This is a genomic window from Amycolatopsis sp. DG1A-15b (assembly GCF_030285645.1).
GTDB lineage: Bacteria > Actinomycetota > Actinomycetes > Mycobacteriales > Pseudonocardiaceae > Amycolatopsis.
On record NZ_CP127296.1, the window covers coordinates 4,692,501 to 4,715,837 of the forward strand.

The window sequence follows — 23,337 nt, forward strand, 5'->3', positions numbered from 1 at the left end:
GCGACGCCGGATCGTCCTCGCCGCGGTAGGCCTCGACTTCGACCAGCCGGACGCCGACGGTGCCGTCGGGACCGTCGGCCTCCAGGACCGAGCCGAGCAGCAGGTGGGCCAGGTCGACGGGGTCCAGGGCCAGTTCGCCGCGGGTGAACAACCGGTCTGCGTCGCCGCTCAAACGGGGGTTCCTTTCGGGCTGTACTGCGGAGGCCAGCCTAGCGACCGGCCTCCGCCGGGATCAGTTCAGCCACTGCCGGGCCGCGGTGACGCGCTCCTCGAGCCGGGCGCGCTGCTCGGCCACGCGCACCGGCGCCGTGCCGCCCCGAGCGTCGCGGGACTTCACCGAACCTTCGACGGTCAGGACTTCACGCACCGCGGGCGTGAGCGCCGGGTTGATCTTCTCGAACTCTTCGTCGGTCAGCTCGTCCAAGCCGACGCCGCGGGACTCGGCGACGCGGACGCTCTCGCCCGCCGCTTCGTGCGCGACGCGGAACGGGACACCCTGGCGCACCAGCCACTCGGCGATGTCGGTGGCCAGGGTGAAGCCGGCCGGGGCCAGCTCGGCGAGCCGGTCGGTGTGGAAGGTGAGCGTTTCGAGCATGCCGGCGATCGCCGGGAACAGGAGCTCGAGCTGCTCGACCGAGTCGAACACCGGCTCCTTGTCCTCCTGCAGGTCCCGGTTGTAGGCCAGCGGCTGCGCCTTGAGGGTGGCCAGCAGGCCGGTGAGGTTGCCGATCAGCCGGCCCGCCTTGCCGCGCGTCAGCTCCGCGACGTCCGGGTTCTTCTTCTGAGGCATGATCGAGCTGCCGGTGGCCCAGGCGTCGTCCAGGGTGACGTACCCGAACTCGGCGGTATTCCAGATGATCACCTCTTCGGCGATCCGGGACAGGTTGACCGAGAGCATCGCGACGGCGAAGGCGAACTCGGCGACGAAGTCCCGCGAAGCGGTGCCGTCGATGGAGTTCTCGACGCTGGTGGCGAAGCCGAGCTCTTCGGCGACGGCCTCGGGGTCGAGACCCAGCGACGAGCCGGCGAGGGCCCCCGAGCCGTACGGCGACTCGGCCGTGCGGGCGTCCCAGTCCTGCAGCCGCGAGACGTCGCGCAGCAGCGCCTGACCGTGGGCCATCAGGTGGTGGGCGAGCAGCACCGGCTGGGCGTGCTGCAGGTGCGTGCGGCCGGGCAGGATCGCGTCCGGGTGCCGCTTCGCCTGCGACACCAGCGCGTCGATGACCTCCAGGGTGCCGGCGACGACCCGGCGCGCGGCGTCGCGCAGCCACATCCGGAACAGCGTGGCCACCTGGTCGTTGCGCGAGCGGCCGGCGCGCAGCTTGCCGCCGAGCTCGGTGCCCGCGCGCTCGAGCAGGCCGCGCTCGAGGGCGGTGTGCACGTCCTCGTCGGCGATCGTCGGCGTGAACGCCCCCGACGCGACGTCCTGGGCGAGCGTGTCCAGCGCGGCCAGCATGCCGGTCAGCTCGTCGCCGGTGAGCAGGCCCGCCTTGCGCAGCACACGAGCGTGCGCACGCGACCCGGCGATGTCGTAGGGCGCCAGGCGCCAGTCGAAGTGCGTCGACGCGCTCAGCGCGGCCATGGCCTCCGCCGGACCACTGGCGAACCGGCCGCCCCACAGCTGCACCGGCTGCTCGTTCCCGCTCACTGTTCTCGCTTCTCCTCGGTGTTCGTCGGATTCAGGTCTTCGGCCGTCACCCGGCCGTCGTACAGGACCAGGCGGACTTCGCCCGACACGGCGCCGGCCAGACTGGCGCATCCACGGCCGGCCCGCAGTTCGAGCGCGGCACACGCTCGACCGCGGCCGATTCTCTGCGCCTCCCCGCGCGCGCTCAGCATGCGGCGCGCTTCGGCGACGGAGACGGTCTCGCCGTCGATCGCCACCGGAACCCCGCGGTCGAAGGTGATCACGACCTCGTCCGGCGCGAGGAACTCGCCCTCGGCCGGGAAGATGTCGGCGAGCACGGTCATGGTGGTCCTTCGTCTCCGGCTTCGTGCGCCGACCGGTGCGCGAGGGCGGCGAAGCGCTCCGCCAGTTCCTTGCCGTTCAGGGGTTCTCGCGCGATGACGGCGACCGTGTCGTCGCCCGCAATCGAGCCGACGACCTCTTCGAGCGCCGCCCGGTCGATGGCGCTGGCCAGGAACTGCGCCGCGCCCGGCGGCGTCCGCAGCACCATCAGGTTGCCGGACGAGTCCGCCGAGACCATCAGCTCCGCGAGCAGCCGGGAGAGCCGCGACGTCCCGCCCTGCACCCCGCGGACGGGGCTGCCGTCCTCCGGGATGACGTAGACCGGCGCGCCCGAGTCCGGCCCGCGCAGCTTGACCGCGCCCAGCTCGTCGAGGTCGCGCGACAGCGTCGCCTGGGTGACCTCGATGCCCTCGGCGGCCAGCAGCTTCGCCAGCTCGGTCTGGCTGCGGATCGTCATGGTGGACACCAGCTCGGTGATCCGCGCCTGCCGCCCCACCCGGCTGCTGGTCATCGCCGGCGCTCTTCGAACAGCCAGACCAGCAGGGCCTTCTGGGCGTGCAGCCGGTTCTCGGCTTCGTCCCAGACCGCGCTGGCCGGGCCGTCGATCACCTCGTCGGTGATCTCCCAGCCGCGGTGCGCGGGCAGGCAGTGCAGCACGATCGCGTCGTCCGCGGCCCTCTTCAGCAGCTCGGCGTTGACCTGCAGGGCGCGGAACGGGCCGACCCGGTCGAGGCCGTCGTTCTCCTGGCCCATCGACGTCCACGTGTCGGTGACGAGCACGTCCGCGCCGTCGACGGCCGCGTACGCGTCGGTGTAGACGGTGGCGGTGCCGCCGGTTTCGCTCGCGCGCTTCTTCGCGTCCAGCATCACGCCCTGGTCCGGCTGGAAGCCGACCGGCGAGACGACCCGGACGTGCATCCCGGCGGTGACACCGCCGAGCAGCAGCGAGTGCGCCATGTTGTTGGCGCCGTCGCCGAGGTAGACGAGGGTGAGGCCGGCGAGCTTGCCCTTGCGCTCGCGGATCGTCATCAGGTCGGTGAGCACCTGGCACGGGTGGAACTCGTCGGTGAGCGCGTTGACCACCGGGATCGACGCGGCCGACGCCATCGTCTCGAGGCGCTTCTGCGCGAAGGTGCGCCACACGATCCCGTCGACGTACCGCGAGAGGACCCGCGAAGTGTCCTCGATGGTCTCTTCGCGGCCGAGCTGCATCGAGCGGCCGTCGACGATCACCGGGTGGCCGCCGAGCTGGCTGATGCCGACCTCGAACGAGAACCGGGTCCGCGTCGAGTTCTTCTCGAAGATCGCCGTGATGGACTTGCCGGCGAGGGTCTTGTTGCCCAGCGGGTCGGCCTTGAGCGCGTCGGCGAGGTCGAGGATGGCCTTCTGCTCGGCCGGACTCACGTCGTCGTCGCGGAGGAAGTGGCGCAGCATCAGTCGGAGTCCTTCGTGGTGGAGTCGAGCGCGTTCGGGAGTGCGGCGAGGAAGCCCTCGGCCTGCTCGCCGTCGAGGACGAGCGGGGGCGCGAGCCGGACGGTGTCCGGCGCGACCGGGTTGACGAGGTAGCCCGCGGCCTGGGCGGCCTGGGCGACCGCCGCCGAGACCGGCTGCTTCAGGGCGATGCCGAGCAGCAGCCCGGCGCCGCGCACGCCGGCGACGAGCGGGTGCCCCAGCGCCTCGACGCCCGCCGCGATGTCCTTGCCCAGCGAGGCGACGTGGTCGAGGAGGCCCTCGGCGGCGATGGTCTTCAGCACGGCGAGCCCGGCCGCGCAGCAGACCGGGTTGCCGCCGAAGGTGGTGCCGTGCTGGCCCGGCTTGAGCCGGTCGCCCGCCGCGCCGACGCCGATCACCGCGCCCAGCGGCAGCCCGCCGCCGAGCCCCTTCGCCAGCGTGATGACGTCCGGGACGATGCCGGCCTGCTGGTAACCGAACCAGGTGCCGAGCCGGCCGAGACCGGTCTGCACCTCGTCGAGCACCAGCAGCGTGCCGGTGGCCTTGGTGATTTCGCGGGCGGCCTGCAGGTAGCCGTCCGGCGCCGGGATGACACCCGCCTCCCCGAGCACCGGCTCCAGGAACACGGCCGCGGTGTCGGTGTCGACGGCGGCCTGGAGCGCCCCGACGTCGCCGAACGGCACGTGCTCCACCCCGGGCACCAGCGGCTTGAAGGCGTCTCGCTTGGCGGGCTGGCCGGTGAGCGTGAGCGCGCCCATGGTCCGGCCGTGGAACGCGCCTTCGGCGGCGACCACCTTGGTGCGGCCGGTCAGCCGGCTGATCTTCAGCGCGGCTTCGTTGGCCTCGGCGCCGGAGTTGACGAACAGCACCTTGCCGTGGCCGGTGAGGCCGGCGACGTCGAGCAGCGCCTCGGCGAGCTCGACGGCGACGGGGTTGACGTAGAGGTTCGAGGTGTGGCCGAGCCGCTTGATCTGCTCGGTGACGGCTTCGACGACGGCCGGGTGCGCGTGGCCGAGCGCGTTGACGGCGATGCCGCCGACGAGGTCGACGTACTCCTGGCCGTCGGCGTCCCACACCTTCGCGCCTTCGCCGCGCACCAGCGTCAGCTTCGGTGTGCCGTAGTTGTCCATCAGGGCGGACTGCCAGTGCGCCTGGCCGTCCACATTGGACGTAAGGTCGGTCACGGGAGCTCCGTTTCGGGGAAGACCATGGTGCCGACGCCGCGTGAAGTGAAGACCTCCAGCAGCACCGAATGGGCGAGGCGGCCGTCGATCACGTGCGCCCGGCGCACGCCGCCCCGGATGGCGCGCACGCACGCCTCCATCTTCGGGATCATGCCGCTGGCCAGGCCGGGCAGCATCGGCTCGAGGTGGTCGACGCGGATGCGGTCGATCAGCGACGAGCGGTCGGGCCAGTTCGCGTACAGGCCTTCGACGTCGGTGAGCACCACAAGCTTCTCGGCGCCCAGCGCGGCCGCCAGCGCACCCGCGGCCGTGTCGGCGTTGACGTTGTGCACGATGCCGTCGACGTCCGGGGCCACGGTCGACACCACCGGGATGCGCCCGGCGTTGACGATGTCGAGCACGGCGTCCGGGTTGACCTCGGCGACCTCGCCGACGAGCCCGATGTCGACCTGCTCACCGTCCACAGTGGCCTGTTTGCGTTCGGCGGTGAACAACCGGGCGTCCTCGCCGGAGATGCCGACCGCGTACGGCCCGTGGGCGTTGATCAGCCCGACGAGCTCCCGGCTGACCTGCCCGGTGAGCACCATCCGGACGATGTCCATCGTCTCCGGCGTGGTGACCCGCAGGCCGCCCTTGAACTCGCCTTCGACGCCGAGGCGCTTGAGCATCGCGGTGATCTGCGGCCCGCCGCCGTGCACGACGACCGGGCGCAGGCCGGCCAGCCGGAGGAACACCATGTCCTCGGCGAAGGCCGCCTTCAGCTGGTCGTCGATCATGGCGTTGCCGCCGTACTTCACCACCACGGTGGCACCGTGGAACCGCTGCAGCCAGGGCAGCGCTTCGATGAGCACACCGGCCTTCTCGGCCGCCGTCGCGAGTCGTTCGTCCGCGGAAATCAGAGCCTCCTGGTTCATGAGGAGTACGCGCTGTTCTCTTCGACGTAACCGTGCGAAAGATCCGTGGTGTAGATGGTCGCGGTGCTCTCGCCGACGCCGAGGTCGACGACGATCTCGATGGCCCGGCCGGTGAGGTCCGCCTCGGACCGGTCGGCGGCGGGCACGCCCTGGGCGAACAAGGTGACGCCGTTGATCGCGATCGACACCGCTTCCGGGTCGATGCGGGCCGGTACCCGGCCGAGCGCCATGGCGATCCGGCCCCAGTTCGGGTCGGAGCCGAACAGCGCCGTCTTGACCAGGTTGTCCTCGGCGATCGTGCGGGCGACGGCGATCGCGTCGGCCTCGGTGGCCGCGCCCCGCACGGTGACGTCGACGTCCTTGGTCGCGCCCTCGGAATCCGCGCGCAGCTGGAGCACCAGGTCGTGGCTGACCGCGGTGAGCAGCTCGGTGAGCTCGGCTTCGCCGGGTTCGACCCCGCTCGCGCCGGACGCCAGGACCAGCACCGTGTCGTTGGTGGACGTGCCGCCATCGACGTCGAGCCGGTCGAAGGTGATGTGGGTCGCCGCGCGCAGGGCCCGGTCGAGGATTTCCTTGTCCACGACGGCGTCGGTGGTCAGGACCGAGAGCATGGTGGCGAGGTTCGGCGCGAGCATGCCGGCGCCCTTGGCGAAGCCGCCGACGCTCCAGCCGTTGTCGTGCTTCGCGAACGCCTGCTTCGGCTTCGTGTCGGTCGTCATCACGCCCTTGGCGGCGTTGAGGCCCGCTTCGGCGCCGGCGTCGAGGGCCTTGAAGGCGGTGTCCACTCCGGACAGGACCGCGTCCATCGGGAGCCGTTCGCCGATCAGGCCGGTGGAGCAGACGGCGACCTCGATCGCGCCGGCCTGCAGCACTTCGGCGACCTTCTCGGCGGTGGCGTGGGTGTCCTGGAAGCCGCCGGGCCCGGTGGCCGCGTTGGCACCGCCCGAGTTGAGGACGACGGCCTTCAGCCGCTGCTGCTTGAGCACTTCCTGCGACCACAGCACCGGCGCGGCCTTGATGACGTTGCGGGTGAACACGCCGGCCGCGACGTCGAGCGGGCCGTCGTTGACGACCAGGGTGAGGTCGAGCGCGCCGGAGGCCTTGATCCCGGCGGCGACGCCGGCGGCGCGGAAGCCCTGGGGGCCGGTGACGGTCACGGTGCCACTCCTACGGTGGGAAGCCCGGTGGTTTCCGGGAGGCCGAGGGCCAGGTTCATCGACTGGACGGCACCACCCGCGGTGCCCTTGGTCAGGTTGTCGATCGCGGCGACGACGACCAGGCGGCGCGCGCCGGTGTCGACCGTGACCTGCAGCTGGGTGTTGTTCGAGCCGAGCGTCGATGCGGTCGCCGGCCAGGCACCGGCGGGCAGGAGCTGGACGAACGGCTCCGCGTCGTAGGCCTTTTCGTACGCCGCCCGGGCGGCGGCCTCGTCGACGCCGTCCTTCAGCGGAGCGCTCGCCGTGGTGAGGATGCCGCGGGGCATCGGCGCGAGCACCGGGGTGAAGGACACGGTGACCTGCTCGCCCGCGACAGCCGAGAGGTTCTGCACGAACTCGGGGGTGTGGCGGTGGGCGCCGCCGACGCCGTACGCGCTCGCCGAACCCATCACCTCGGACCCGAGCAGGTTCGGCTTGAGGCTCTTGCCGGCGCCGGAGGTCCCGGTGACCGCCACGATCGTGACGTCGGGCTCGATCAGGCCGGCGGCGAACGCGGGCGCCAGGGCCAGCGATCCGCCGGTCGGGAAGCAGCCCGGCACGGCGATGCGCTTGGTGCCGGCGAGCCTCTCCCGGGCGCCGGGCAGCTCGGGCAGGCCGTACGGCCACTGGCCGGCGTGGTCGCCGCCGTACCAGCGCTGCCAGTCGCCGGCGTCGGCCAGGCGGTGGTCGGCCCCGAGGTCGACCACCAGGACGTCCGGGCCGAGCTGCGCCGCGATCGCCGCGGAGTGCCCGTGGGGCAGCGCGAGGAAGACGACGTCGTGGCCGGCGAGGGTCTCCGGCGTCGTCTCGGCCAGGACGCGGTCGGCAAGGGGGACGAGGTGGGGCTGGTGGACGCCGAGCTTCGTGCCCGCGCTGCTGGCGGCCGTGAGCGCGCCGATCTCGACCCCGGGATGGGTCAGGAGCAGGCGCAGCAGCTCACCACCCGCGTACCCGCTGGCTCCGGCCACCGCGATGTTCACCGTCATACGCATGATTATGCACGCCCTTGCAAGTCTAAACAAACCCGGAGTGGTGGCCGCCACCTTGGGATGCTGGGCGCATGACGGACACCCCCGCCCGGCTGCTCGACCTGCTCTCGCTGCTCCAGACACCGCGCGAATGGCCGGGCAGCGAACTGGCCGCGCGCCTGGGGGTCAGCCCGCGGACCATCCGCCGCGACATCGAGCGGCTGCGCGACCTGGGCTACCCGGTCGAGGCCGCCCGCGGAGTCGCCGGCGGATACCGGCTGGTCGCCGGCACCGCGATGCCCCCGCTCGTGCTCGACGACGAGGAAGCCGTCGCGATCGCGGTGGGGCTGCGGACCGCCGCGGGGCAGTCCGTTTCCGGCATCGGGGAGGCGTCCGTGCGGGCGCTCGCCAAGCTGGAGCAGGTCCTGCCGGCGCGGCTGCGCCGCCGGGTGGGCACGATCGGCACGGCGACGGTCGCCGTGCCGGCCACCGGGCCGGTCGTCGACCCGGCGCAGCTCACCGTGTTCGCCGGGGCGATCACCAACCGCGAAACCGTCCGGTTCCGCTACCGCGCCCACGACGGGACCGAGACCCGGCGCCGGGCCGAGCCGCTCCGGCTGGTCGCCGCCGGCCGCCGCTGGTACCTGGTCGCGTACGACCTCGACCGGGCGGACTGGCGCGTGTTCCGCGCCGACCGCGTCCGCGAAGCCCAGGCGACCGGCGGCCGGGCGGTGCCGCGCGAGCCGCCCGCCACGGACCTGGCCGCCTACGTCACCGCCCGGTTCCACGACCTCGCACCGACGTACCGCGCGGTGGGAGTCCTGGCGGAACCGGCAGCGCAGATCGCGTCCCGGCTCGGCCCGGCGGCGGGCGACCTGACCGACCTCGGCGACGGCCGGTGCCGATGGCGCAGCCACCCGGACACCCTGGACTGGCTCGCCTTCCGGCTGCTGGGCCTGGGGTGCGCGTTCACGGTCGAGGAACCGCCGGAGCTGGTCGAACACCTCAAGGTGCTGGCCGCCCGCGCGGCCGCGGCGGTGCCGGACTGACCGGGGAGCCCGGCGCGGGAACGGCTGCTCGGGACGGCGGCTCACTCCTCGGCCACCCGCCCGGTGCTCGCGGTGCCGGCCTCCCGCGCAACCGCGGCCATGCCGGACTGACCGGCCGCGTTCCGGGCGCCCGGAACAGCGGCTGTCCCCTCGGCCGCCCACCGGAACCCCGTCCGGCGCCTGAACCTGCCGGCCATGGCGTGGGTGTACCCCGTGGTGCAGCACTGCTCCTCCTCCCTGGATGTGCTTCGGTGCGCGGCGGTCAGAAATTCAGCCGCTGCCATTCGCATTCCCGCCGCCAGTTGTCGTCGGCCGCGGCGAAGCCGGTGAACGCGCGGACGAGGTGGGCCCGGTCCGCGACCTCCGTGCGGAAATGCCGGTCGGGCAACCCTTCGCGGTGTTCCAGCGCGAACCACCCGCCACGAGTCGCCGCCTGCTCGCCGAAGCCGGCTTGGACGTAGTGGTCGCCTCGATCGAGGACCGCGAACCAGTTCTCCGGCGACAACCGCCCCAACGCCGCCTCGCCGACCACGGTCAGCTCCGCGGGCCAGGGACTGTCCGGCAGCTCGTCCCCGGGCGCGCCGGGTGACGCGCGGTCAGCTCGCGGTGGAACGCGATGGCCGGTGGGCCGGTCCACACAGCGGACCGGCCCACCGCCGCCGGTCAGCCCGGCTCACCTCCGTCCAGGTCCGTGCGCCTGCTCGGCGGCACGGGGAGGTAACAGCCCGGGTTTTCCGGGTCGCAGCCCACGCGCGGCAGCCGGGCACGGATGCCGCCGGGGGTGCGCTCGAAGTACGCCGCGAGCTGCGCGACGCTCTCCCCCGCGATCCACCGGCTCTCCAGCTCCGCGTCCGACTCCTCGCTCCACGGGCGGCCCTGCTGGGCAGGACGGCCCGCGGATCTTCGCCGCGGCCCGCGGCCCGCGCCGGTCGCGGACAGCAACTCGTCCGCGACGAGCTCGGCCACCGTGGCCGCCACCGCGACGTCGAGGTCGAGGCTGCCCTCGGCGACCGGTTCGCCGCCGGGGCCGCCGGCTTCCAGGGTGATCATCACCCGGGGTGTGGGTTCGGCGCGGTCGGCGTCCGTCCTGGTCGCGACCACGATCTGGTAGGTGTTGTCCTCGGCCCGGATCTCGGTCCGGCGCTCTTCGATGATCGACATGCCACGAAGCTAGCGCGCACCCCCGACAATTTTCGGTCACGCGCAGCTCACGGCCCACTTCGCTCCGAAATTGTCGGACCCCTCCCCTAACGTCTCCGGCGACCACGAACCGTCACCAGGAGGCGACGATGGGACACCGGCGGACAAGACGCTGCCCCGGTCCGGAAGAACCGGACCGGGGCAGCGGGATCAAGCGGGTTCGCTCAGAAGTGCAGCAGCTGGGCCAGCGTGCTCTGCTTCTCCTGGGCGGCCTTCGCGGAGTTGTCCGACTTCTGCGCCGCGGCGCCGTCGGGCACCGGCGCCGGCACCGGGTCGCACTGGACGTCCGAGTGGTTGCCGGGCTGACGCTTCGGCAGGGTGCCGGTGGCCAGGTAGTCGGCGATCTTGTCGTCCACACAGGACACCCCGGACAGCGAACCGGCGTGCGTCGTCCCGCCCGGCGCGCTGATCAGGCTCGAGTTCGGGAACCGCTTCCGCACCTCGAGGCTGCCGGCGTACGGCGTGGCGGCGTCGAGCTCTTCGCTGATGAGCAGCGCACCGGCCACCTTGCGGCCGTCGATGTCCACCGGCTTGCCCGCCTTCGCCGGCCAGAACACGCAGGGCGCGTTGAACCAGGCGTTGCCCCAGGTCTCGAACGGGGCCTTGAAGTAGGTCAGCCAGTTGTCGATCCGCCACCGGTTCCAGTCGGTCGGCCACTGCACGTCGGTGCACTGCACGCCCAGGTACACGGCGAAGCCGTTGTCGTTGCCGGGCGGGTTCGAGGCGTCGTAGAGCGCCTTGAGCGTCTGCCAGTCACCCTTGTGCACGTAGCCGTCGAAGGCCTTGGCCATGTCGACCCAGCCGAAGACGTAGTAACCGGCCTGCAGGAAGATGTCGGTCCACTCGTCGCCGCCGACGACCCCGCCCGCCGGGTCCTTGGCGAGCTTGCGCTGGGTGTCGTACCAGAGCTTCTCGACGGCGTCGCCGGTCTTGCCCAGGTGGTAGACGTCGTCGTACTTGGCCAGCCAGTCGAAGTAGATCTTGATGTTCTTGTCGAACGCGACGTCCTGGTCGAGGTTGGCCTGGTACCAGACCTTCCGCGGGTCGACGTTGCCGTCCAGCACCATCCGGCGGACGTTCTTCGGGTACAGCGTGCTGTACACCTGGCCGAGGTAGGTGCCGTAGGAGAAGCCGTAGTAGTTGATCTGCTTCTCGCCCAGCGCCTTGCGCAGGCTGTCCATGTCCTGTGCGACGTCGGTCGTCTTCAGGTGGTTCAGGATCTCGCCGTTCTTGCGGCACGCGTCGGCGTACCCCTTGGAGCGGGCGAGCCAGGTCTTCTCCAGCTGCACGGTGGTCGGCACGTACGCCGGCCGGTTGTAGCTGAAGTAGTTCCCGTCGCAGCTGACGGCGGGCTTGCTGGATCCGACACCCCGCGGGTCGAAGCCGATCCAGTCGTAGTTGTCCCCGGCGTGGTTCGGCACGTACTTGCCGAGCACCGACAGGCCGAGGCCGGAGCCACCCGGGCCGCCCGGGTTCACCAGCATGATGCCCTGGGACTGCGCGGTCTTGTGCTTGATCCGCGAGACCGCGACGGAGACCTTCGCCCCGCCCGGCTTCGCGTAGTCCATCGGCACTTCGAGGAAGCCGCATTCGGCGCCGTTGGCCTTGAGGCTCGCCGACGCGCAGGGGCCCCAGGCGATCGGCGCGGGGGTGAACTGCACCCCGGATTCGGCCGAGGCGGCGGGCGCGGCGGCCATCAGCCCGGCCGCGAGCCCCGCGGCGGCGATGGCGGCAACGATTCTTTTCACAGTCGTCCTTTTCGTCCGCATTCGACGGCGTTCGCCAGATTTTCGACGAAACTACCGGCAACCTCGGCCAATCTCGCTGACCGACGCGACTTTCGCCATCCGCCTTTCGTCGGGACCTGCGGCGACCGCGCGGCGCCGGAACTGTCGGTGGCCGCCGGTACGCTCCGGATCGCCGAAGCCCGAGGGAGGACGGATGAGCGCGGACGAGAGGCTGGTCAAGGCGATCCGCGCCGGGCTGGCGGAACTGGCCGACCCGGCGAAAGCGCCGCCGATGCAGGCGTACATGAAGTCGGCCATGCCCTTCCGCGGGGTGGCGAAACCCGAGCGCAGCGCGCTCCTCAAGCGGGTGCTGGCCGAGCACACATTGCCCGATCGGGTGACATTTTCGGAAACCGTCCTGAAGTTGTGGCGAACCGCCGAATTCCGCGAAGAGCGCTACGCGGCCATCGATCTTTCCGGATACCGGGCCTACTGGCGGTGGCAGGACCCGGACCTGGTCCCGGTGTACGAGGAAATGATCGTCGACGGAGCGTGGTGGGACCACGTGGACGAGCTCGCCATCCGCCGGATCGGCCCGATCCTCCGGGAGCACCGCCCCCGGATGACGCCGATCATGCTGGCCTGGGCCGGCGACGACGACCTCTGGCGCCGCCGGACGGCCATCATCTGCCAGGTGGGGGCCAAGGAGGACACGGACACGGATCTGCTCACCCGCGCGATCGAGCCGGCGATCGGTGAGACCGAGTTCTTCCTGCGCAAGGGAATCGGCTGGGCCCTGCGGGACTACGCGAAGACGGCGCCGGACTGGGTGCGGTGCTTCGTGGACGATCACCCGGGGTTGTCCGGGTTGTCCAGACGGGAGGCGCTCAAGCACATCGGCTGAAGTGCGGATGCGGCGTACCGGAAGGGTCGGCTCGCGTGACTGGAGGGTCGGCTGGTGTGTCTGGAGGGTCGGCTCGCGTGACTGGAGGGACGACACGCGTACCTAGGCGGACGACACGCGTACCTAGGCGGACGACACGCGTACCTGGACGGACGACACGTGGGGCTGGAGGGTTGGCGCGTGGGGATGGGGGTCGGCGCGGGCCGGGTGAGGGCCGCGGCGCGGGGCCGGGTGAGGGCCGCGGCGTGGGGCCGGGTGAGGGCCGCGGCGCGGGCCGGCCCCTCCGGCCGGATGGCGGGAGGGGCCGGGTGACCGTCAGGCGCGGAGGGTTGCGTTGAAGCGCTCGCCTGCCGCTGCCACCGCCGCGTCGCGGGCCTTGGTGGCCTCGTCGACCGTCAACGTGCGGTCCGGGGCGCGGAAACGCAGCTTGTACGCCAGCGATCGCTTGCCCTCGCCGACCTGCTCACCCGCGTACACGTCGAACAGCGTGATGTCCTCCAGGAGCTCGCCCGCCCCCGTGCGGAGGACCTCCGCGAGGTCGGCCGACGGGACCTCCGCCGCCGCCACCAGGGCCACGTCCAAGAGCACCGGCGGGTAGCCCGACACGCTCGGTGCCGGGCGGGCGTCCGGGAGCGGGATCGCGTCGAGGTCCAGCTCCATCGCCACCGTCCGGGGCGGCAGCCCGAGGGCCTCGACGACCTTCGGGTGCAGCTCACCCGCGTAGCCGACCGGCCAGTCGCCGACCCGGAGCTGGGCGCAGCGGCCCGGGTGCCACGGCGGGAGGTCGGCCGCCTGCACCGTCAGCTCGACCCCGGCCGCCTCCGCGACCGTGCGGGCCGCCTGGACCGCGTCGGCCCAGTTGGCCGGCTCGCCCGCGCCCCACCAGCCGGCCCGGCGCCGGTTCCCGGCGAGGACCACCGCCACGTGCAGCGGCTGCTGCGGCACCGCGGCCTCCAGCAGGGCCAGTTCCTCGTCCGAAGGCCGCCGGTCGACGCCGAGGGCCGGGACCTTCAGCGGGTTCGGAGCCGGGAGCACCACCTGGCCGATGTGGTACAGCGAAACGTCCTTCATCCCGCGGGACACGTTGCGCTGCATGGTGTCCAGCAGGCCCGGCAGCAACGTCGTCGCCAGGCGGTTGCGGTCGGCCTCCAGCGGGTTGCGGACGACCACCGCGTTGCGGCGGCTGTCGTCGGCCGGGAGGCCGAAGGCGTCCCACACCGCGTCGCTGACGAACGGGAACGGGCGCACCTCGACGTACCCCGCCTCGGCCAGCGCCCGGGAGACACCCCGGACGCGCCGCTGGCCGTCGGTCAGGCCGCGGCCGGCCGGAGCCGCCGGCAGCGTCGACGGGATGCTGTCGTACCCCTCGAGCCGCAGCACCTCTTCGACGAGGTCGGCCGGCTGGCGCAGATCGCCGCGCCAGCTCGGCGGGATCGCCGTGACCTGGCCGGTGCCGTCGTCACCCGTGCTGACCGAGACCTTGCAGCCGATCTGGGTGAGCCGGCGGACCGTCACCCCGCGCTGGTAGTTCACGCCCGCGACCTTGTCGGGCAGGTTGATCGGCATGACGACCGCCTGGTTCGGCTCGACCGCGCCCTCGTCGGTGCGGCCGGGCTGGATGGCGGCGTCGCCGTACTGGCGCAGCAGCCGGGCGGCGAGCTCGACGGCCGCCGCGCACAGCTGCGGGTCGGTGAACCGCTCGAACCGCTTGGCGGCCTCGGAGAACAGCTTGTGCCGCCGCGCGGTGCGGCTGATCGCCGCCGGGTTCCAGTGCGCCGCTTCGAGCAGCACGTCGGTGCTCTCCGGCGTGATCTCGGTGCTCGCGCCCCCCATCGTGCCGGCCAGCGAGATGACGCCGCTGTCGTCGGCGATGACCACGTCGTCCGGGTCGAGCGTGCGCTCGACATCGTCCAAAGTGGTCAGCTTCTCGCCCGGCTCCGCCCGCCGCACCACCAGGTCGCCCTGGATGGCCTTGGTGGCGAAGGCGTGCAGCGGGTGCCCGAGCTCGAGCATCACGTAGTTCGTGACGTCGACGGCCAGCGAAATCGACCGGATGCCGGCCAGCATCAGCCGCCGGCGCATCCGCCACGGCGTCGGTGCGGTCGCGTCCAGGCCGGTGACCCGGCGCAGCACGAACCGCGGGCAGCCTTCCGGGTCCTCGATGCGGACCGGCCAGGCGTCGCCCTCGGCCGCCGGGACCTCCAGCAGCGCCGGGTCGCCGAAGGGCACGTCGAGTGCGTTCGACAGCTCACGCGCCAGCCCGCGGATCGACAGCGCGTAGCCGCGGTCCGGAGTCGGGGCGAGCTCGATCACCGAGTCGTTCAGGCCGAGCAGCTCCTGGGCGTCGTCACCCGGGCTCGCGGTGCCCGGGGGAAGCACGAGGATGCCGGTGTGGTCGTCGCCGAGGCCGAGCTCGCGCGCCGAGCAGATCATGCCGTCGCTGACGCGGCCGTAGGTCTTGCGGGCGGCGATGGCGAAGTCGCCGGGCAGGACGGCGCCGGGCAGCGCGACAACGACCAGGTCACCCTCGACGAAGTTGCGCGCACCGCAGATGATGCCGCGGGTCTTGATGCCGTGCGGGCCCTCGTCGAACTCGCCCTCTTCGTCGTCGTCCTCTTCGTCCTCGTCGTCGAGTTCCTCGGCTTCGTCGGCGGGCTCGCCGACGTCGACGCGGCAGAACCGCACCGGCTTCTTGAACTCGGTGAGCTCCTCGACCTCGGCCACCCGGCCGACGACCAGCGGGCCGGTCACCGGGCCGAGTTCGCGCAGGTCGTCGACCTCGATGCCGATCCGGACGAACGCGTCGGCCAGGTCCTGCGGCGTGACCTCCTCGGTGAGATCGAGGTGTTCGGTCAGCCAGCTGACTGGAACTCGCACTACGCCTCCGTTCCGAAGGGAAGGGTGAAGCGGACGTCGCCCTCCACCATGTCGCGCATGTCCGGGATCCCGTTGCGGAACTGCAGGGTGCGCTCGATACCCATGCCGAAGGCGAACCCCGAGTACACCTCGGGGTCGACACCGCAGGCGCGCAGCACGTTCGGGTTGACCATGCCGCAGCCGCCCCACTCGACCCAGCCGGGGCCGCCCTTCTTCTCCTCGAACCAGACGTCCACCTCGGCGGACGGCTCGGTGAAGGGGAAGAAGTGCGGGCGCAGCCGCGTCTTCGAGCTCTCGCCGAACATCGCGCGGGCGAAGGCGTCCAGCGTGCCCTTGAGGTGGGCCATCGTGATGCCCTTGTCCACCGCCAGACCTTCGACCTGGGTGAACACCGGGGTGTGCGTCGAGTCGAGCTCGTCGGTGCGGTACGTCCGGCCGGGGCAGACGACGTACACCGGCAGGTCGCGGTGCAGCAGCGTGCGCGCCTGGACCGGCGAGGTGTGCGTGCGCAGCACCAGGCCCGAGTCCTCTTCGCCGACGTAGAACGTGTCCTGCAGCTGCCGGGCGGGGTGGTCCTTGCCGAAGTTCAGCGCGTCGAAGTTGAACCACTCGGCTTCGAGCTCCGGCCCCTCGGCGACCTCGTAGCCCATCGCGACGAAGGCGTCCGCGACGCGTTCGGAGATGGTGCTGATCGGGTGCCGGGCGCCGCGCGGGACGCGGTCCCACGGCAAGGTGACGTCGACCGCCTCTTCGCGCAGCACGCGCTCGTCGCGCTCCACCTGGAGCTCGGCGCGGCGGGCGTCGAAGGCCGCCTGGACCGCCTGGCGGGCCTCGTTGACGCGCTTGCCCGCCTCGGCCTTCTCCTGTTTCGGCAGGGCGCCGATCTCGCGGCGGGCCAGCATCAGCGGCGCGTGGTCGCCGAGGTGGGCCGGCTTGACCTCGGCCAGCCCTTCGAGCCCGGTCGCGGCGGCGAACGCCGCTTCGGCGGCCTTGACCGCCTCCTGCAGCGTCTCAGGGGCGAGTACCGCGCCCTGTACTTCCTTTTCCGTGGCTCCGGACATAACTCCTCGGCGTCCGCTGGGACTGGTCGTTCGCGCTCCGCCGCACACGGCGCGCGAGAGGTCAAAGGCGGGAAAAGTCTATGGGATCGGCTCCGCGCGCCCCCGGTCGCCCCGGGGGCGCGCGGACCCGCGGTCACCGGGACCGGAACGCCTCGGCGAAGCCGGCCGACCCGAGCGCACCAGGCACCGCTCCGCCGGCTCCGGCGCGGCGGTGCCGAAGATCGTGACGCAACCCGAAACAAGGAGGCAGGCCGCTGGTCAGCGGCGTGCCGCCAGCGCGCTCGTGTAGACGCAGACGGCCGCCGCGGTGGCGAGGTTGAGGCTCTCCGCGCGGCCGTACATCGGGATCCGGACCGCGAGGTCGGCCCGGTCGAGGACGTCGTCGGGCAGGCCGTGGGCCTCGTTGCCGAACACCCACGCCGTCGGCACGGCGAGGTCCACCCGATCGAGCTCGGCGTCGGCGTAGCCGTGGGCGGCGAACGTCCGCAGGCCCGCGGCCGAGCAGGCGGCCAGCGCGGCCGGGACGTCGCGGACACGCGCGATCGGCAGGTGGAACAGGCTGCCGGCGGCCGCGCGGACGCACTTGCCGTTGTGCGGGTCGACCGTGTCGCCCGCCAGGACCACCGCGTCGGCACCCGCCGCGTCGGCGACGCGGATCACCGTGCCCGCGTTGCCAGGGTCGGCGACGTCCACCAGCACCACCACGAGCCGGGCGCCCGGGATCACGACCTCTTCGAGGGGCCGGTCCAGCAGGGCGCAGACGGCCACGATGCCCTGCGGCGTCACGGTTTCCGACAGCCCCTCGGCGGCGCGGTCGGTGATCGGCGAGACTCCGACGCCGGCCGCGCGGGCCGCGTCCACCAGGTTCGCGTGCTGGGCGGACGCGCGCGCGGTGACGAACAGCTCGTGCACCGTGCCGTCCGCCAGCGCGGCCTCGACGGCGTTGGCGCCTTCGGCCAGGAACCGGCCGGTCCTGTCGCGTTCCGCGCGCCGGGTCAATTTGCGCGCAGCAACGACCCGGGGGGTCCGTTCGGTGAACGGATCCGCCCCGGGTCGTGGAAAGCTGCCGGTCAGGCCGACTTCGCTTCGCCGGTGTTGACGTTGGCCTTGGCGAGCTCGGCCAGCGCGGCGAAGGCGGCGGCGTCGTTGACGGCCAGGTCCGCGAGGATCTTGCGGTCGACCTCGACACCCGCGGCCTTGATGCCCTGGATGAACCGGTTGTAGGTCACGCCGTTGGCCCGGGCGGCCGCGTTGATGCGGGTGATCCACAGCTGGCGGAAGTCACCCTTGCGGGCACGGCGGTCCCGGTAGGCGTAGTTGAGCGAGTGAAGCGTCTGCTCCTTGGCCTTGCGGTACAGCCGCGAACGCTGGCCGCGGTAGCCGCTGGCCAGTTCGAGAGTTGCGCGACGCTTCTTCTGGGCGTTGACCGCCCGCTTGACGCGTGCCACGGGTCCATCCTGTCGATCTCAGGGGGCGAGGGGGACGCCCCGGGTGGTTACAGCAAGTTCTGCGGGATCAGATGCCGAGCAGGCGCTTCACGCGGCTGACCTCGGTCTTGGACACCTCGGTGGTGCCCTCGAGGCGGCGGGTCACGCGGCTGGACTTCTTCTCCATGCGGTGACGCCGGCCGGTCATCTGGCGGCGCAGCTTGCCCGTCCCCGTCTTGCGGATGCGCTTGGACGTCCCGCTGTGGGTCTTCATCTTCGGCATTTCTGTCCTCTTTCGTGCGGCGGCTCACCGGAGATTCCGGTGAGCCGCTGGCTCGTGCTGGTCGGCGCTTATGCCTCGGAAGTCGGCTCGGGGGCCGCCTCGGCCTTCGCCTTCGGCTTCACGTTCTTGTGCGGGGCCAGCACCATGATCATGTTGCGACCGTCCTGCTTCGCCGAAGACTCGACGAAACCCAGTTCGGTGACGTCCTCGGCGAGCTTCTGCAGCAGCCGGTAGCCGAGCTCCGGCCGGGACTGCTCGCGACCGCGGAACATGATCGTGACCTTGACCTTGTTGCCCGCCGCCAGGAAGCGCGACACGTGACCCTTCTTGGTCTCGTAGTCGTGCTGGTCGATCTTGGGGCGCAGCTTCTGTTCCTTGATGACGGTCAGCTGCTGGTTCCGACGCGACTCGCGGGCCTTCTGCGCGCTCTCGTACTTGAACTTGCCGAAGTCCATGAGCTTGCACACCGGCGGGCGGGCCTGCGGCGCGACCTCGACGAGGTCGAGGTCGTTCTCCTGCGCCAGGCGCAGCGCATCCTCGATCCGGACGATGCCGACCTGTTCGCCGGCGGGTCCGACGAGACGGACCTCCGGCACCCGGATTCGGTCGTTGATGCGTGTCTCGGAGCTGATGGGGCCTCCTTGGTCCGAGGAATGTTTCCTGTTCTCGTTCGACCTGGTGCCCACATAGCGAAGGCCCCGACACCGTTCGGTGCGCGGGGCCCACTCTGTTTCCGATCGTGCCCCGGAGGACACTTCTTCACCCTGACTTCACGTCCGGGTGAGACCGGACCCGGCCACCTGTACGGTGACGCGGGTGGGAGCGGGGCTCCACTTGCCGCCCCCGATCGCTCGGGGGCTGGTCGCTCGTGGAAGGGTACCAGACGTGTCGGAACAACCTTCCCAACAGCCCCCGTATTCCCCGGACGCGCGCCACCTGGAGGACATCCCCAGCGTGGAGGTGATCAGCCGCGCCGCCGTCATGCTGCTGTCGGCCGGCGCCGAACGGCTCGGCCTGGCCGACGCCGACCCCGCCACCTCCCCGCACCGCGACCTCGACGAAGCGCGCCGCCTCATCACCGCGCTGGCCGGGCTCGTGACGGCCTCCGCGGAGTACCTGGGCCTGCACGCCGGGCCGCTGCGCGACGGCCTGCAGTCGCTCCAGAAGGCGTTCCGGGAGGCGTCGGCCGTGCCCGACGAGCCCGGGCAGGGCCCCGGCGAAAAGTACACCGGCCCGGTCTACTGACCTTTCACTCGCTCGGCCACTTGCCGAGCGAGTCGTCCGACATCTAAAATGTTAGATGTGAGTCTCTCAAAGGTCACTCGGCCGCTCCTGCGCGACGAGGCGTACGACCGCATCCGGACCGCGATCGTCGACGGCACGCTCCCCCCGGGCACCCCGCTCCGGGACGCCGACCTCGCCGAGCAGCTCGGCCTGTCCAAGGCCCCGGTGCGCCAGGCCCTGCTGCGCCTGGCCGACGACGGCCTGGTCGACTCCAAGCCCCAGAGCTACACCCGGGTCTCCGAGGTGATGTCGCCCGACGTCATCGACGCCCGCCAGATCGTCCGGTTGCTGCACGAGTTCGCCGTCCGCCAGGCGGCCCCCCGCTGCCGGCCGGCCGACATCGCCGCGATGCGCGCGGCCAACGACCGCTTCGCCGCGGCGATCGAAGCGCGCGACATCGCCGCCGCCGTGAAAGCCGACGACGAGCTGCACGACGTCCCGGTCCGCCTGGCGGGCAACGCCGCGGTGGCCGCGACCCTCGACCGCTACACGCCCCTGCTGCGCCGCCTGGAACACGCCCGGTTCAGCTCGACGCTGGCCTGGAACTCGGTCGAGCGCCACACGAAGCTCATCGACGCCCTCGAGAAGCGGGACACCGAAACCGCCGTCTCGGTGATCTCGACCATCTGGACCGACCTGCTGGAGGAACTGTGACCCTCGACGCCTTCCCGCGCTTCCCGCTGCTCTTCGGTCCGTCGCCGGTGCACCCGCTCGAGCGCCTCACCGCGCACCTCGGCGGCGCGCAGGTCTGGGCCAAGCGCGAGGACGTCAACTCCGGCCTCGCCTACGGCGGCAACAAGACCCGCAAGCTCGAATACCTCGTCGCCGACGCGCTGGCGCAGGGAGCCGACACGCTCGTCTCCATCGGCGGCGTCCAGTCCAACCACACCCGGCAGGTCGCCGCGGCCGCCGCGCGCGCCGGGCTGAAGGCCGTGCTCGTGCAGGAAAGCTGGGTCGACTGGCACGACCCGCTCTACGACAAGGTCGGCAACATCCAGCTCTCGCGCATCCTCGGCGCGGACGTCCGGCTCGTCCAGGCCGGCTTCGGCATCGGGTTCAAGCAGGCGTGGGAGGACGCGGTCGCCGAGATCGAACAGAACGGCGGGAAGCCGTACGCCATCCCGGCCGGCGCGTCGGACCACCGGCTCGGCGGCCTCGGCTTCGCGAACTGGGTCGTGGAGCTGGAACAGCAGGAGAAGGAACTCGGCGTCTTCTTCGACACCGTGATCGTCTGCTCGGTCACCGGCAGCACCCAGGGTGGCATGGTCGCCGGGGTGGCCGGCCACCGGAACCGGCGCATCCTCGGCATCGACGCCTCCGCGAAGCCCGGCGAGACCCGCGAGCAAATCACGCGCATCGCGCGCAACACCGCCGAGCTGATCGGCGCCGGCGAGATCGCGGAGGTCGAGCTGGACGACCGCTACCACGGCGGGGTCTACGGCATCCCCGACAAGTCCACTGTGGACGCGATCGAAACGTGCGCCCGGCTGGAGGGCATGATCACCGACCCGGTGTACGAGGGCAAGTCGATGGCCGCGCTGATCGACCTCGTCGGGAGCGGCGAGATCGAGCGCGGCTCGAACGTCCTGTACGCCCACCTCGGCGGGCAGCCCGCGCTCAACGGCTACACGAGCGTCCTGGGCTGAGCGCGCCGGGGCCGGGCACGCACCCGGCCCCGGCGAAACCTCAGTCCAGCACGCAGAGCACGTCGATCTCGACGAGGAGCTCGCCCGGGAGGCCGACGTACACCGTCGTGCGGGCGGGCTGCGGCGCGTCGCCGATCAGCTCGTCGTACACCTCGTTGAACGGCGCGAAGTGCGCGGTGTCGGTCAGGTACACCCGGACCATGATCGCGTCGGCGAGACTCGAGCCCGCCGCCGTCAGCACGGCTTCGATGTTCTTGAACGTCTGCCGGGTCTGGCCCGCGACGTCGGCACCGACGATCTCGTTCGTGGCCGGGTCGAAGGCGACCTGGCCGGCGACCTGCAGCAGGTTCCCCTTGCGGACGGCCTGCGAGAACTTCGCCGGCGGCTTCGGCGCGTTCTCGGTGGAAACTGCCGTCTTGCTCATCAGTGCCCCTTTCCGTTCTCCGTCCATCCACTGTGGACGGAAGCTTCCTTCGTGGCGGCCCGCAGCTCCGGCACCAGCGCCAGCAGGCCTTCGTAGTCGAGCAGCACCTTCGGCACCGACATCGACGCGGCGGCGAGGACTTCGCCGCCCGTGCCCCGCACCGGCGCCGCGATGCAGTGGATGAAGTCCTCGTGTTCGGCGTTGTCGACGGCGTACCCGAGCTGCGCCACGCGCTCCAGCTCGGCGAGGTAGGCCTCGGGGCCGGTGATCGTGTTCGGCGTCCGCACCGGGTACTCGATCGACCGCGCGATCTCCTCGCGGCGGGCCGCGGGCATGGCGGCGACCAGCACCTTCCCCACCGCGGTGCAGTGCAGTGGCGCGCGCTTGCCGATGCGCGAGTACATCCGCACCGAGTGCCGGCCTTCGAACTTGTCGATGTAGACGACTTCGCCGTCCTCGTAGCTGGCCAGGTGCACGGTGTGCCCGGTGCGCGAGTTGAGGGCGGCGAGCGCGGGGTGGGCGCTGCGCCGGACGTCGAAGGAGTCCAGGGCCTGGTTGGCGAGGTCGAACATGGCGCTGCCCAGCCGGTAGTGGCGAGCGCCTTCGCGGCGGACGAAGTGGTGCTGTTCGAGGGTGCGCAGCAGCCGCAGCACCGTCGACTTGTGCACGCCGATCTCGTCGGCGAGGTCGTCGAGGGTCCGCGCGTCCTGCGCGATCGAACCCAGCAGCGTCAGCGCGCGGTCCAGGCTTTGACTCATGCGAGCACCACGCCCTCTCCGGTCAGCCGGGCCGAACGCCACTCGTCCGGGTCCGCGTGGAGCAGGGTATCCACGACCTCGGGCGGCAGCGGCACGCCGACGTCGTCGTGGGTCAGCAGGGTGACGGCGGCCTGCAGGTGCCCCTGCCGCAGCCGTTCCAAGGGTGTGGCCCCGCGCAGGGTCGCGGCGAGGAAGCCCGCGGCGAACGCGTCGCCGGCGCCGACCGGCTCGACGACGTCGACCTTCAGCGCGGGCGCGAACAACGGCTCCCCCTCGACCAGCGTCGCACCGCGCTCACCGTGCTTGACCACGAGCGTGCGCGGCCCCGGCAGCAGCGCGCGCAGTTCCGCCGGATCGCCGGTCCCCCACACCTGCTGAGCTTCGTCGTCGCCGGTCAGGACGATGTCCGCCCGCCCGGCCAGGTCGGCGAGCAGGCCGGGGTCACGGCCGGCCCACAGCGCCGGCCGCAGGTTGACGTCGAAGGAGATCAGCCGGTCGCCGCGGGGCAGCTCCAGCAGGGCACGCACCAGCGCGAGGCAGCTGTCCGACAGCGCGGGCGTGATGCCCGACAGGTGCAGCACGCGGACGCCGTCGAGGTCCAGCCGGTCCAGCAGCGACGGGCCCATCCCGGACGCGGCCGAGCCCGTCCGGTAGTAGCGCACGGGACTGCCGCCGGCGCCGCTTTCCTTGACGTAGAGCCCGGTCGGGCGCAGCGGGTCGACGGAACACGCGCTGACGTCGACGCCGTGGGAGGCGACCTCCCGCAGCATCGCCCGGCCGAACGGGTCGTCCCCGACCGCGCTCACCCAGCCGCTGCGCACGCCCAGCGTCGGCAGGTTGCAGGCCACGTTCGATTCGGCGCCGCCGATGGTGCGCACCCAGTGCTTCACCTCGTCCGGCGGGCCGGGTTCGGCGGGCACGAACAGCGCCATCGACTCGCCCACGCACAACACCTCGGGCCCGCTCGTCACTTTCCGTCTCCCTGCCCTTCACCCCGTTGACCTGTGGCGACCC

At 71.9% G+C, this 23,337-nt stretch carries 26 protein-coding genes (1 of these 26 cut by a window edge); 5 read left to right on the plus strand and 21 right to left on the minus strand.

Annotated features, from left to right (window positions below; all coding sequences use genetic code 11):
• The 9 genes in view from QRY02_RS21340 to argC are tightly spaced (at most 60 nt apart) and all read right to left on the minus strand, a layout consistent with a single transcriptional unit that may run on beyond the window.
• Positions 1–172: the 5' end (the start) of a DNA-3-methyladenine glycosylase gene (locus QRY02_RS21340; RefSeq protein WP_285993286.1), read on the minus strand. The gene continues 467 nt to the left of window position 1, outside the view; only the first 172 of its 639 coding nucleotides appear in the window; its start codon is at positions 170–172; the stop codon falls past the left edge of the window.
• Positions 173–232: 60 nt separating this feature from the next.
• A complete protein-coding gene (gene argH / locus QRY02_RS21345; RefSeq protein ID WP_285993287.1) occupies positions 233–1,648 on the minus strand; it encodes an argininosuccinate lyase in 1,416 nt (471 codons plus the stop codon).
• Positions 1,645–1,971 carry an argininosuccinate synthase gene (locus QRY02_RS21350; RefSeq protein WP_285993288.1) on the minus strand — a complete coding sequence of 109 codons (327 nt, stop codon included), beginning with the start codon at positions 1,969–1,971 and terminating at the stop codon, positions 1,645–1,647. The genes argH and QRY02_RS21350 overlap by 4 nt, the downstream gene beginning before the upstream one ends.
• Positions 1,968–2,480 carry an arginine repressor gene (locus QRY02_RS21355; protein ID WP_285993289.1) on the minus strand — a complete coding sequence of 171 codons (513 nt, stop codon included), beginning with the start codon at positions 2,478–2,480 and terminating at the stop codon, positions 1,968–1,970. Before QRY02_RS21355 ends, QRY02_RS21350 begins: the two co-directional genes overlap by 4 nt.
• Positions 2,477–3,403: an ornithine carbamoyltransferase gene (argF, locus tag QRY02_RS21360; protein ID WP_285993290.1), complete on the minus strand. Its 927-nt coding sequence runs from the start codon at positions 3,401–3,403 to the stop codon at positions 2,477–2,479. The genes QRY02_RS21355 and argF overlap by 4 nt, the downstream gene beginning before the upstream one ends.
• A complete protein-coding gene (locus tag QRY02_RS21365; protein ID WP_285993291.1) occupies positions 3,403–4,605 on the minus strand; it encodes an acetylornithine transaminase in 1,203 nt (400 codons plus the stop codon). Before QRY02_RS21365 ends, argF begins: the two co-directional genes overlap by 1 nt.
• The gene (gene argB, locus QRY02_RS21370) at positions 4,602–5,519 is read right to left on the minus strand and encodes an acetylglutamate kinase (RefSeq protein ID WP_285993292.1); all 918 of its coding nucleotides are present in this window, start codon (positions 5,517–5,519) and stop codon (positions 4,602–4,604) included. The genes QRY02_RS21365 and argB overlap by 4 nt, the downstream gene beginning before the upstream one ends.
• Positions 5,516–6,676: a bifunctional glutamate N-acetyltransferase/amino-acid acetyltransferase ArgJ gene (argJ, locus tag QRY02_RS21375; protein WP_285993293.1), complete on the minus strand. Its 1,161-nt coding sequence runs from the start codon at positions 6,674–6,676 to the stop codon at positions 5,516–5,518. The genes argB and argJ overlap by 4 nt, the downstream gene beginning before the upstream one ends.
• A complete protein-coding gene (gene argC, locus QRY02_RS21380) occupies positions 6,673–7,701 on the minus strand; it encodes an N-acetyl-gamma-glutamyl-phosphate reductase (RefSeq protein WP_285993294.1) in 1,029 nt (342 codons plus the stop codon). Before argC ends, argJ begins: the two co-directional genes overlap by 4 nt.
• Before the next feature lie 74 nt (positions 7,702–7,775).
• Between argC and QRY02_RS21385 the strand changes: the two genes are divergently transcribed.
• Positions 7,776–8,732, plus strand: coding sequence for a helix-turn-helix transcriptional regulator (locus tag QRY02_RS21385; RefSeq protein ID WP_285993295.1), 957 nt, complete (start codon positions 7,776–7,778; stop codon positions 8,730–8,732).
• Positions 8,733–8,994: 262 nt separating this feature from the next.
• On the opposite strand, the gene QRY02_RS21390 is transcribed toward QRY02_RS21385, so the two are convergent.
• The 3 genes from QRY02_RS21390 to QRY02_RS21400 form a co-directional block, all read right to left on the minus strand.
• Entirely contained in the window at positions 8,995–9,264 is a 270-nt protein-coding gene (locus QRY02_RS21390; RefSeq protein ID WP_285993296.1) for a hypothetical protein, read from the minus strand.
• Positions 9,265–9,395: 131 nt separating this feature from the next.
• Positions 9,396–9,893, minus strand: coding sequence for a helix-turn-helix domain containing protein (locus tag QRY02_RS21395; RefSeq protein WP_285993297.1), 498 nt, complete (start codon positions 9,891–9,893; stop codon positions 9,396–9,398).
• 203 nt (positions 9,894–10,096) lie between these two features.
• The gene (locus QRY02_RS21400) at positions 10,097–11,680 is read right to left on the minus strand and encodes an alpha/beta hydrolase (RefSeq protein ID WP_285993298.1); all 1,584 of its coding nucleotides are present in this window, start codon (positions 11,678–11,680) and stop codon (positions 10,097–10,099) included.
• Between the two features lie 193 nt (positions 11,681–11,873).
• On the opposite strand from QRY02_RS21400, the gene QRY02_RS21405 reads away from it, so the two are divergent.
• Positions 11,874–12,563: a DNA alkylation repair protein gene (locus QRY02_RS21405; RefSeq protein ID WP_285993299.1), complete on the plus strand. Its 690-nt coding sequence runs from the start codon at positions 11,874–11,876 to the stop codon at positions 12,561–12,563.
• Between the two features lie 315 nt (positions 12,564–12,878).
• Here the strand turns inward: QRY02_RS21405 and pheT are convergent, their stop codons facing one another.
• The 6 genes from pheT to infC form a co-directional block, all read right to left on the minus strand.
• Positions 12,879–15,440 (minus strand): phenylalanine--tRNA ligase subunit beta, encoded by a 2,562-nt coding sequence (pheT, locus tag QRY02_RS21410; RefSeq protein ID WP_285993300.1) that lies wholly within the window; start codon positions 15,438–15,440, stop codon positions 12,879–12,881.
• Positions 15,440–16,501 carry a phenylalanine--tRNA ligase subunit alpha gene (gene pheS / locus QRY02_RS21415; RefSeq protein WP_285993301.1) on the minus strand — a complete coding sequence of 354 codons (1,062 nt, stop codon included), beginning with the start codon at positions 16,499–16,501 and terminating at the stop codon, positions 15,440–15,442. Before pheS ends, pheT begins: the two co-directional genes overlap by 1 nt.
• Positions 16,502–16,759: 258 nt before the next feature.
• Positions 16,760–17,575 carry a TrmH family RNA methyltransferase gene (locus tag QRY02_RS21420; RefSeq protein WP_502874265.1) on the minus strand — a complete coding sequence of 272 codons (816 nt, stop codon included), beginning with the start codon at positions 17,573–17,575 and terminating at the stop codon, positions 16,760–16,762.
• Entirely contained in the window at positions 17,572–17,949 is a 378-nt protein-coding gene (rplT, locus tag QRY02_RS21425; protein ID WP_285993302.1) for a 50S ribosomal protein L20, read from the minus strand. Before rplT ends, QRY02_RS21420 begins: the two co-directional genes overlap by 4 nt.
• A gap of 67 nt (positions 17,950–18,016) precedes the next feature.
• On the minus strand, positions 18,017–18,211 hold the full coding sequence (rpmI, locus tag QRY02_RS21430; RefSeq protein WP_086840453.1) for a 50S ribosomal protein L35: 195 nt from the start codon (positions 18,209–18,211) through the stop codon (positions 18,017–18,019).
• Positions 18,212–18,279: 68 nt separating this feature from the next.
• Positions 18,280–18,897 carry a translation initiation factor IF-3 gene (gene infC / locus QRY02_RS21435; RefSeq protein WP_285993303.1) on the minus strand — a complete coding sequence of 206 codons (618 nt, stop codon included), beginning with the start codon at positions 18,895–18,897 and terminating at the stop codon, positions 18,280–18,282.
• A 199-nt stretch (positions 18,898–19,096) separates the two neighbouring features.
• On the opposite strand from infC, the gene QRY02_RS21440 reads away from it, so the two are divergent.
• From QRY02_RS21440 to QRY02_RS21450, 3 genes are read left to right on the plus strand one after another with little or no spacing between them, the layout of a single operon-like run.
• The gene (locus QRY02_RS21440; RefSeq protein WP_103338665.1) at positions 19,097–19,456 is read left to right on the plus strand and encodes a DUF1844 domain-containing protein; all 360 of its coding nucleotides are present in this window, start codon (positions 19,097–19,099) and stop codon (positions 19,454–19,456) included.
• A gap of 57 nt (positions 19,457–19,513) precedes the next feature.
• Complete coding sequence (locus QRY02_RS21445; RefSeq protein WP_502874225.1) at positions 19,514–20,149, plus strand: GntR family transcriptional regulator; 636 nt, start codon at positions 19,514–19,516, stop codon at positions 20,147–20,149.
• Positions 20,146–21,141, plus strand: coding sequence for a 1-aminocyclopropane-1-carboxylate deaminase (locus QRY02_RS21450; RefSeq protein ID WP_285993305.1), 996 nt, complete (start codon positions 20,146–20,148; stop codon positions 21,139–21,141). The genes QRY02_RS21445 and QRY02_RS21450 overlap by 4 nt, the downstream gene beginning before the upstream one ends.
• Positions 21,142–21,181: 40 nt before the next feature.
• On the opposite strand, the gene QRY02_RS21455 is transcribed toward QRY02_RS21450, so the two are convergent.
• Genes QRY02_RS21455 through QRY02_RS21465 form a run of 3 tightly spaced genes read right to left on the minus strand, consistent with a single transcriptional unit; the run spans position 21,182 to position 23,255 of the window.
• Positions 21,182–21,565, minus strand: a complete 384-nt coding sequence (locus QRY02_RS21455; RefSeq protein ID WP_013227852.1) for a RidA family protein — start codon at positions 21,563–21,565, stop codon at positions 21,182–21,184.
• On the minus strand, positions 21,565–22,323 hold the full coding sequence (locus tag QRY02_RS21460) for an IclR family transcriptional regulator (protein WP_285993306.1): 759 nt from the start codon (positions 22,321–22,323) through the stop codon (positions 21,565–21,567). Before QRY02_RS21460 ends, QRY02_RS21455 begins: the two co-directional genes overlap by 1 nt.
• Entirely contained in the window at positions 22,320–23,255 is a 936-nt protein-coding gene (locus tag QRY02_RS21465) for a sugar kinase (protein WP_502874266.1), read from the minus strand. The genes QRY02_RS21460 and QRY02_RS21465 overlap by 4 nt, the downstream gene beginning before the upstream one ends.
• Positions 23,256–23,337 lie beyond the last annotated feature (82 nt).

Coding starts and splice junctions, on each gene's coding strand:
- QRY02_RS21350 (WP_285993288.1), bottom strand. CDS start 1,971: ATGACCGTGCTCGCCGACATCTTCCCGGCCGAGGGCGAGTTCCTCGCG.
- QRY02_RS21355 (WP_285993289.1), bottom strand. CDS start 2,480: ATGACCAGCAGCCGGGTGGGGCGGCAGGCGCGGATCACCGAGCTGGTG.
- argF (WP_285993290.1), bottom strand. CDS start 3,403: ATGCTGCGCCACTTCCTCCGCGACGACGACGTGAGTCCGGCCGAGCAG.
- argB (WP_285993292.1), bottom strand. CDS start 5,519: ATGAACCAGGAGGCTCTGATTTCCGCGGACGAACGACTCGCGACGGCG.
- argC (WP_285993294.1), bottom strand. CDS start 7,701: ATGACGGTGAACATCGCGGTGGCCGGAGCCAGCGGGTACGCGGGTGGT.
- QRY02_RS21385 (WP_285993295.1), top strand. CDS start 7,776: ATGACGGACACCCCCGCCCGGCTGCTCGACCTGCTCTCGCTGCTCCAG.
- QRY02_RS21395 (WP_285993297.1), bottom strand. CDS start 9,893: ATGTCGATCATCGAAGAGCGCCGGACCGAGATCCGGGCCGAGGACAAC.
- QRY02_RS21405 (WP_285993299.1), top strand. CDS start 11,874: ATGAGCGCGGACGAGAGGCTGGTCAAGGCGATCCGCGCCGGGCTGGCG.
- pheS (WP_285993301.1), bottom strand. CDS start 16,501: ATGTCCGGAGCCACGGAAAAGGAAGTACAGGGCGCGGTACTCGCCCCT.
- rpmI (WP_086840453.1), bottom strand. CDS start 18,211: ATGCCGAAGATGAAGACCCACAGCGGGACGTCCAAGCGCATCCGCAAG.
- QRY02_RS21455 (WP_013227852.1), bottom strand. CDS start 21,565: ATGAGCAAGACGGCAGTTTCCACCGAGAACGCGCCGAAGCCGCCGGCG.
- QRY02_RS21460 (WP_285993306.1), bottom strand. CDS start 22,323: ATGAGTCAAAGCCTGGACCGCGCGCTGACGCTGCTGGGTTCGATCGCG.
- QRY02_RS21465 (WP_502874266.1), bottom strand. CDS start 23,255: ATGGCGCTGTTCGTGCCCGCCGAACCCGGCCCGCCGGACGAGGTGAAG.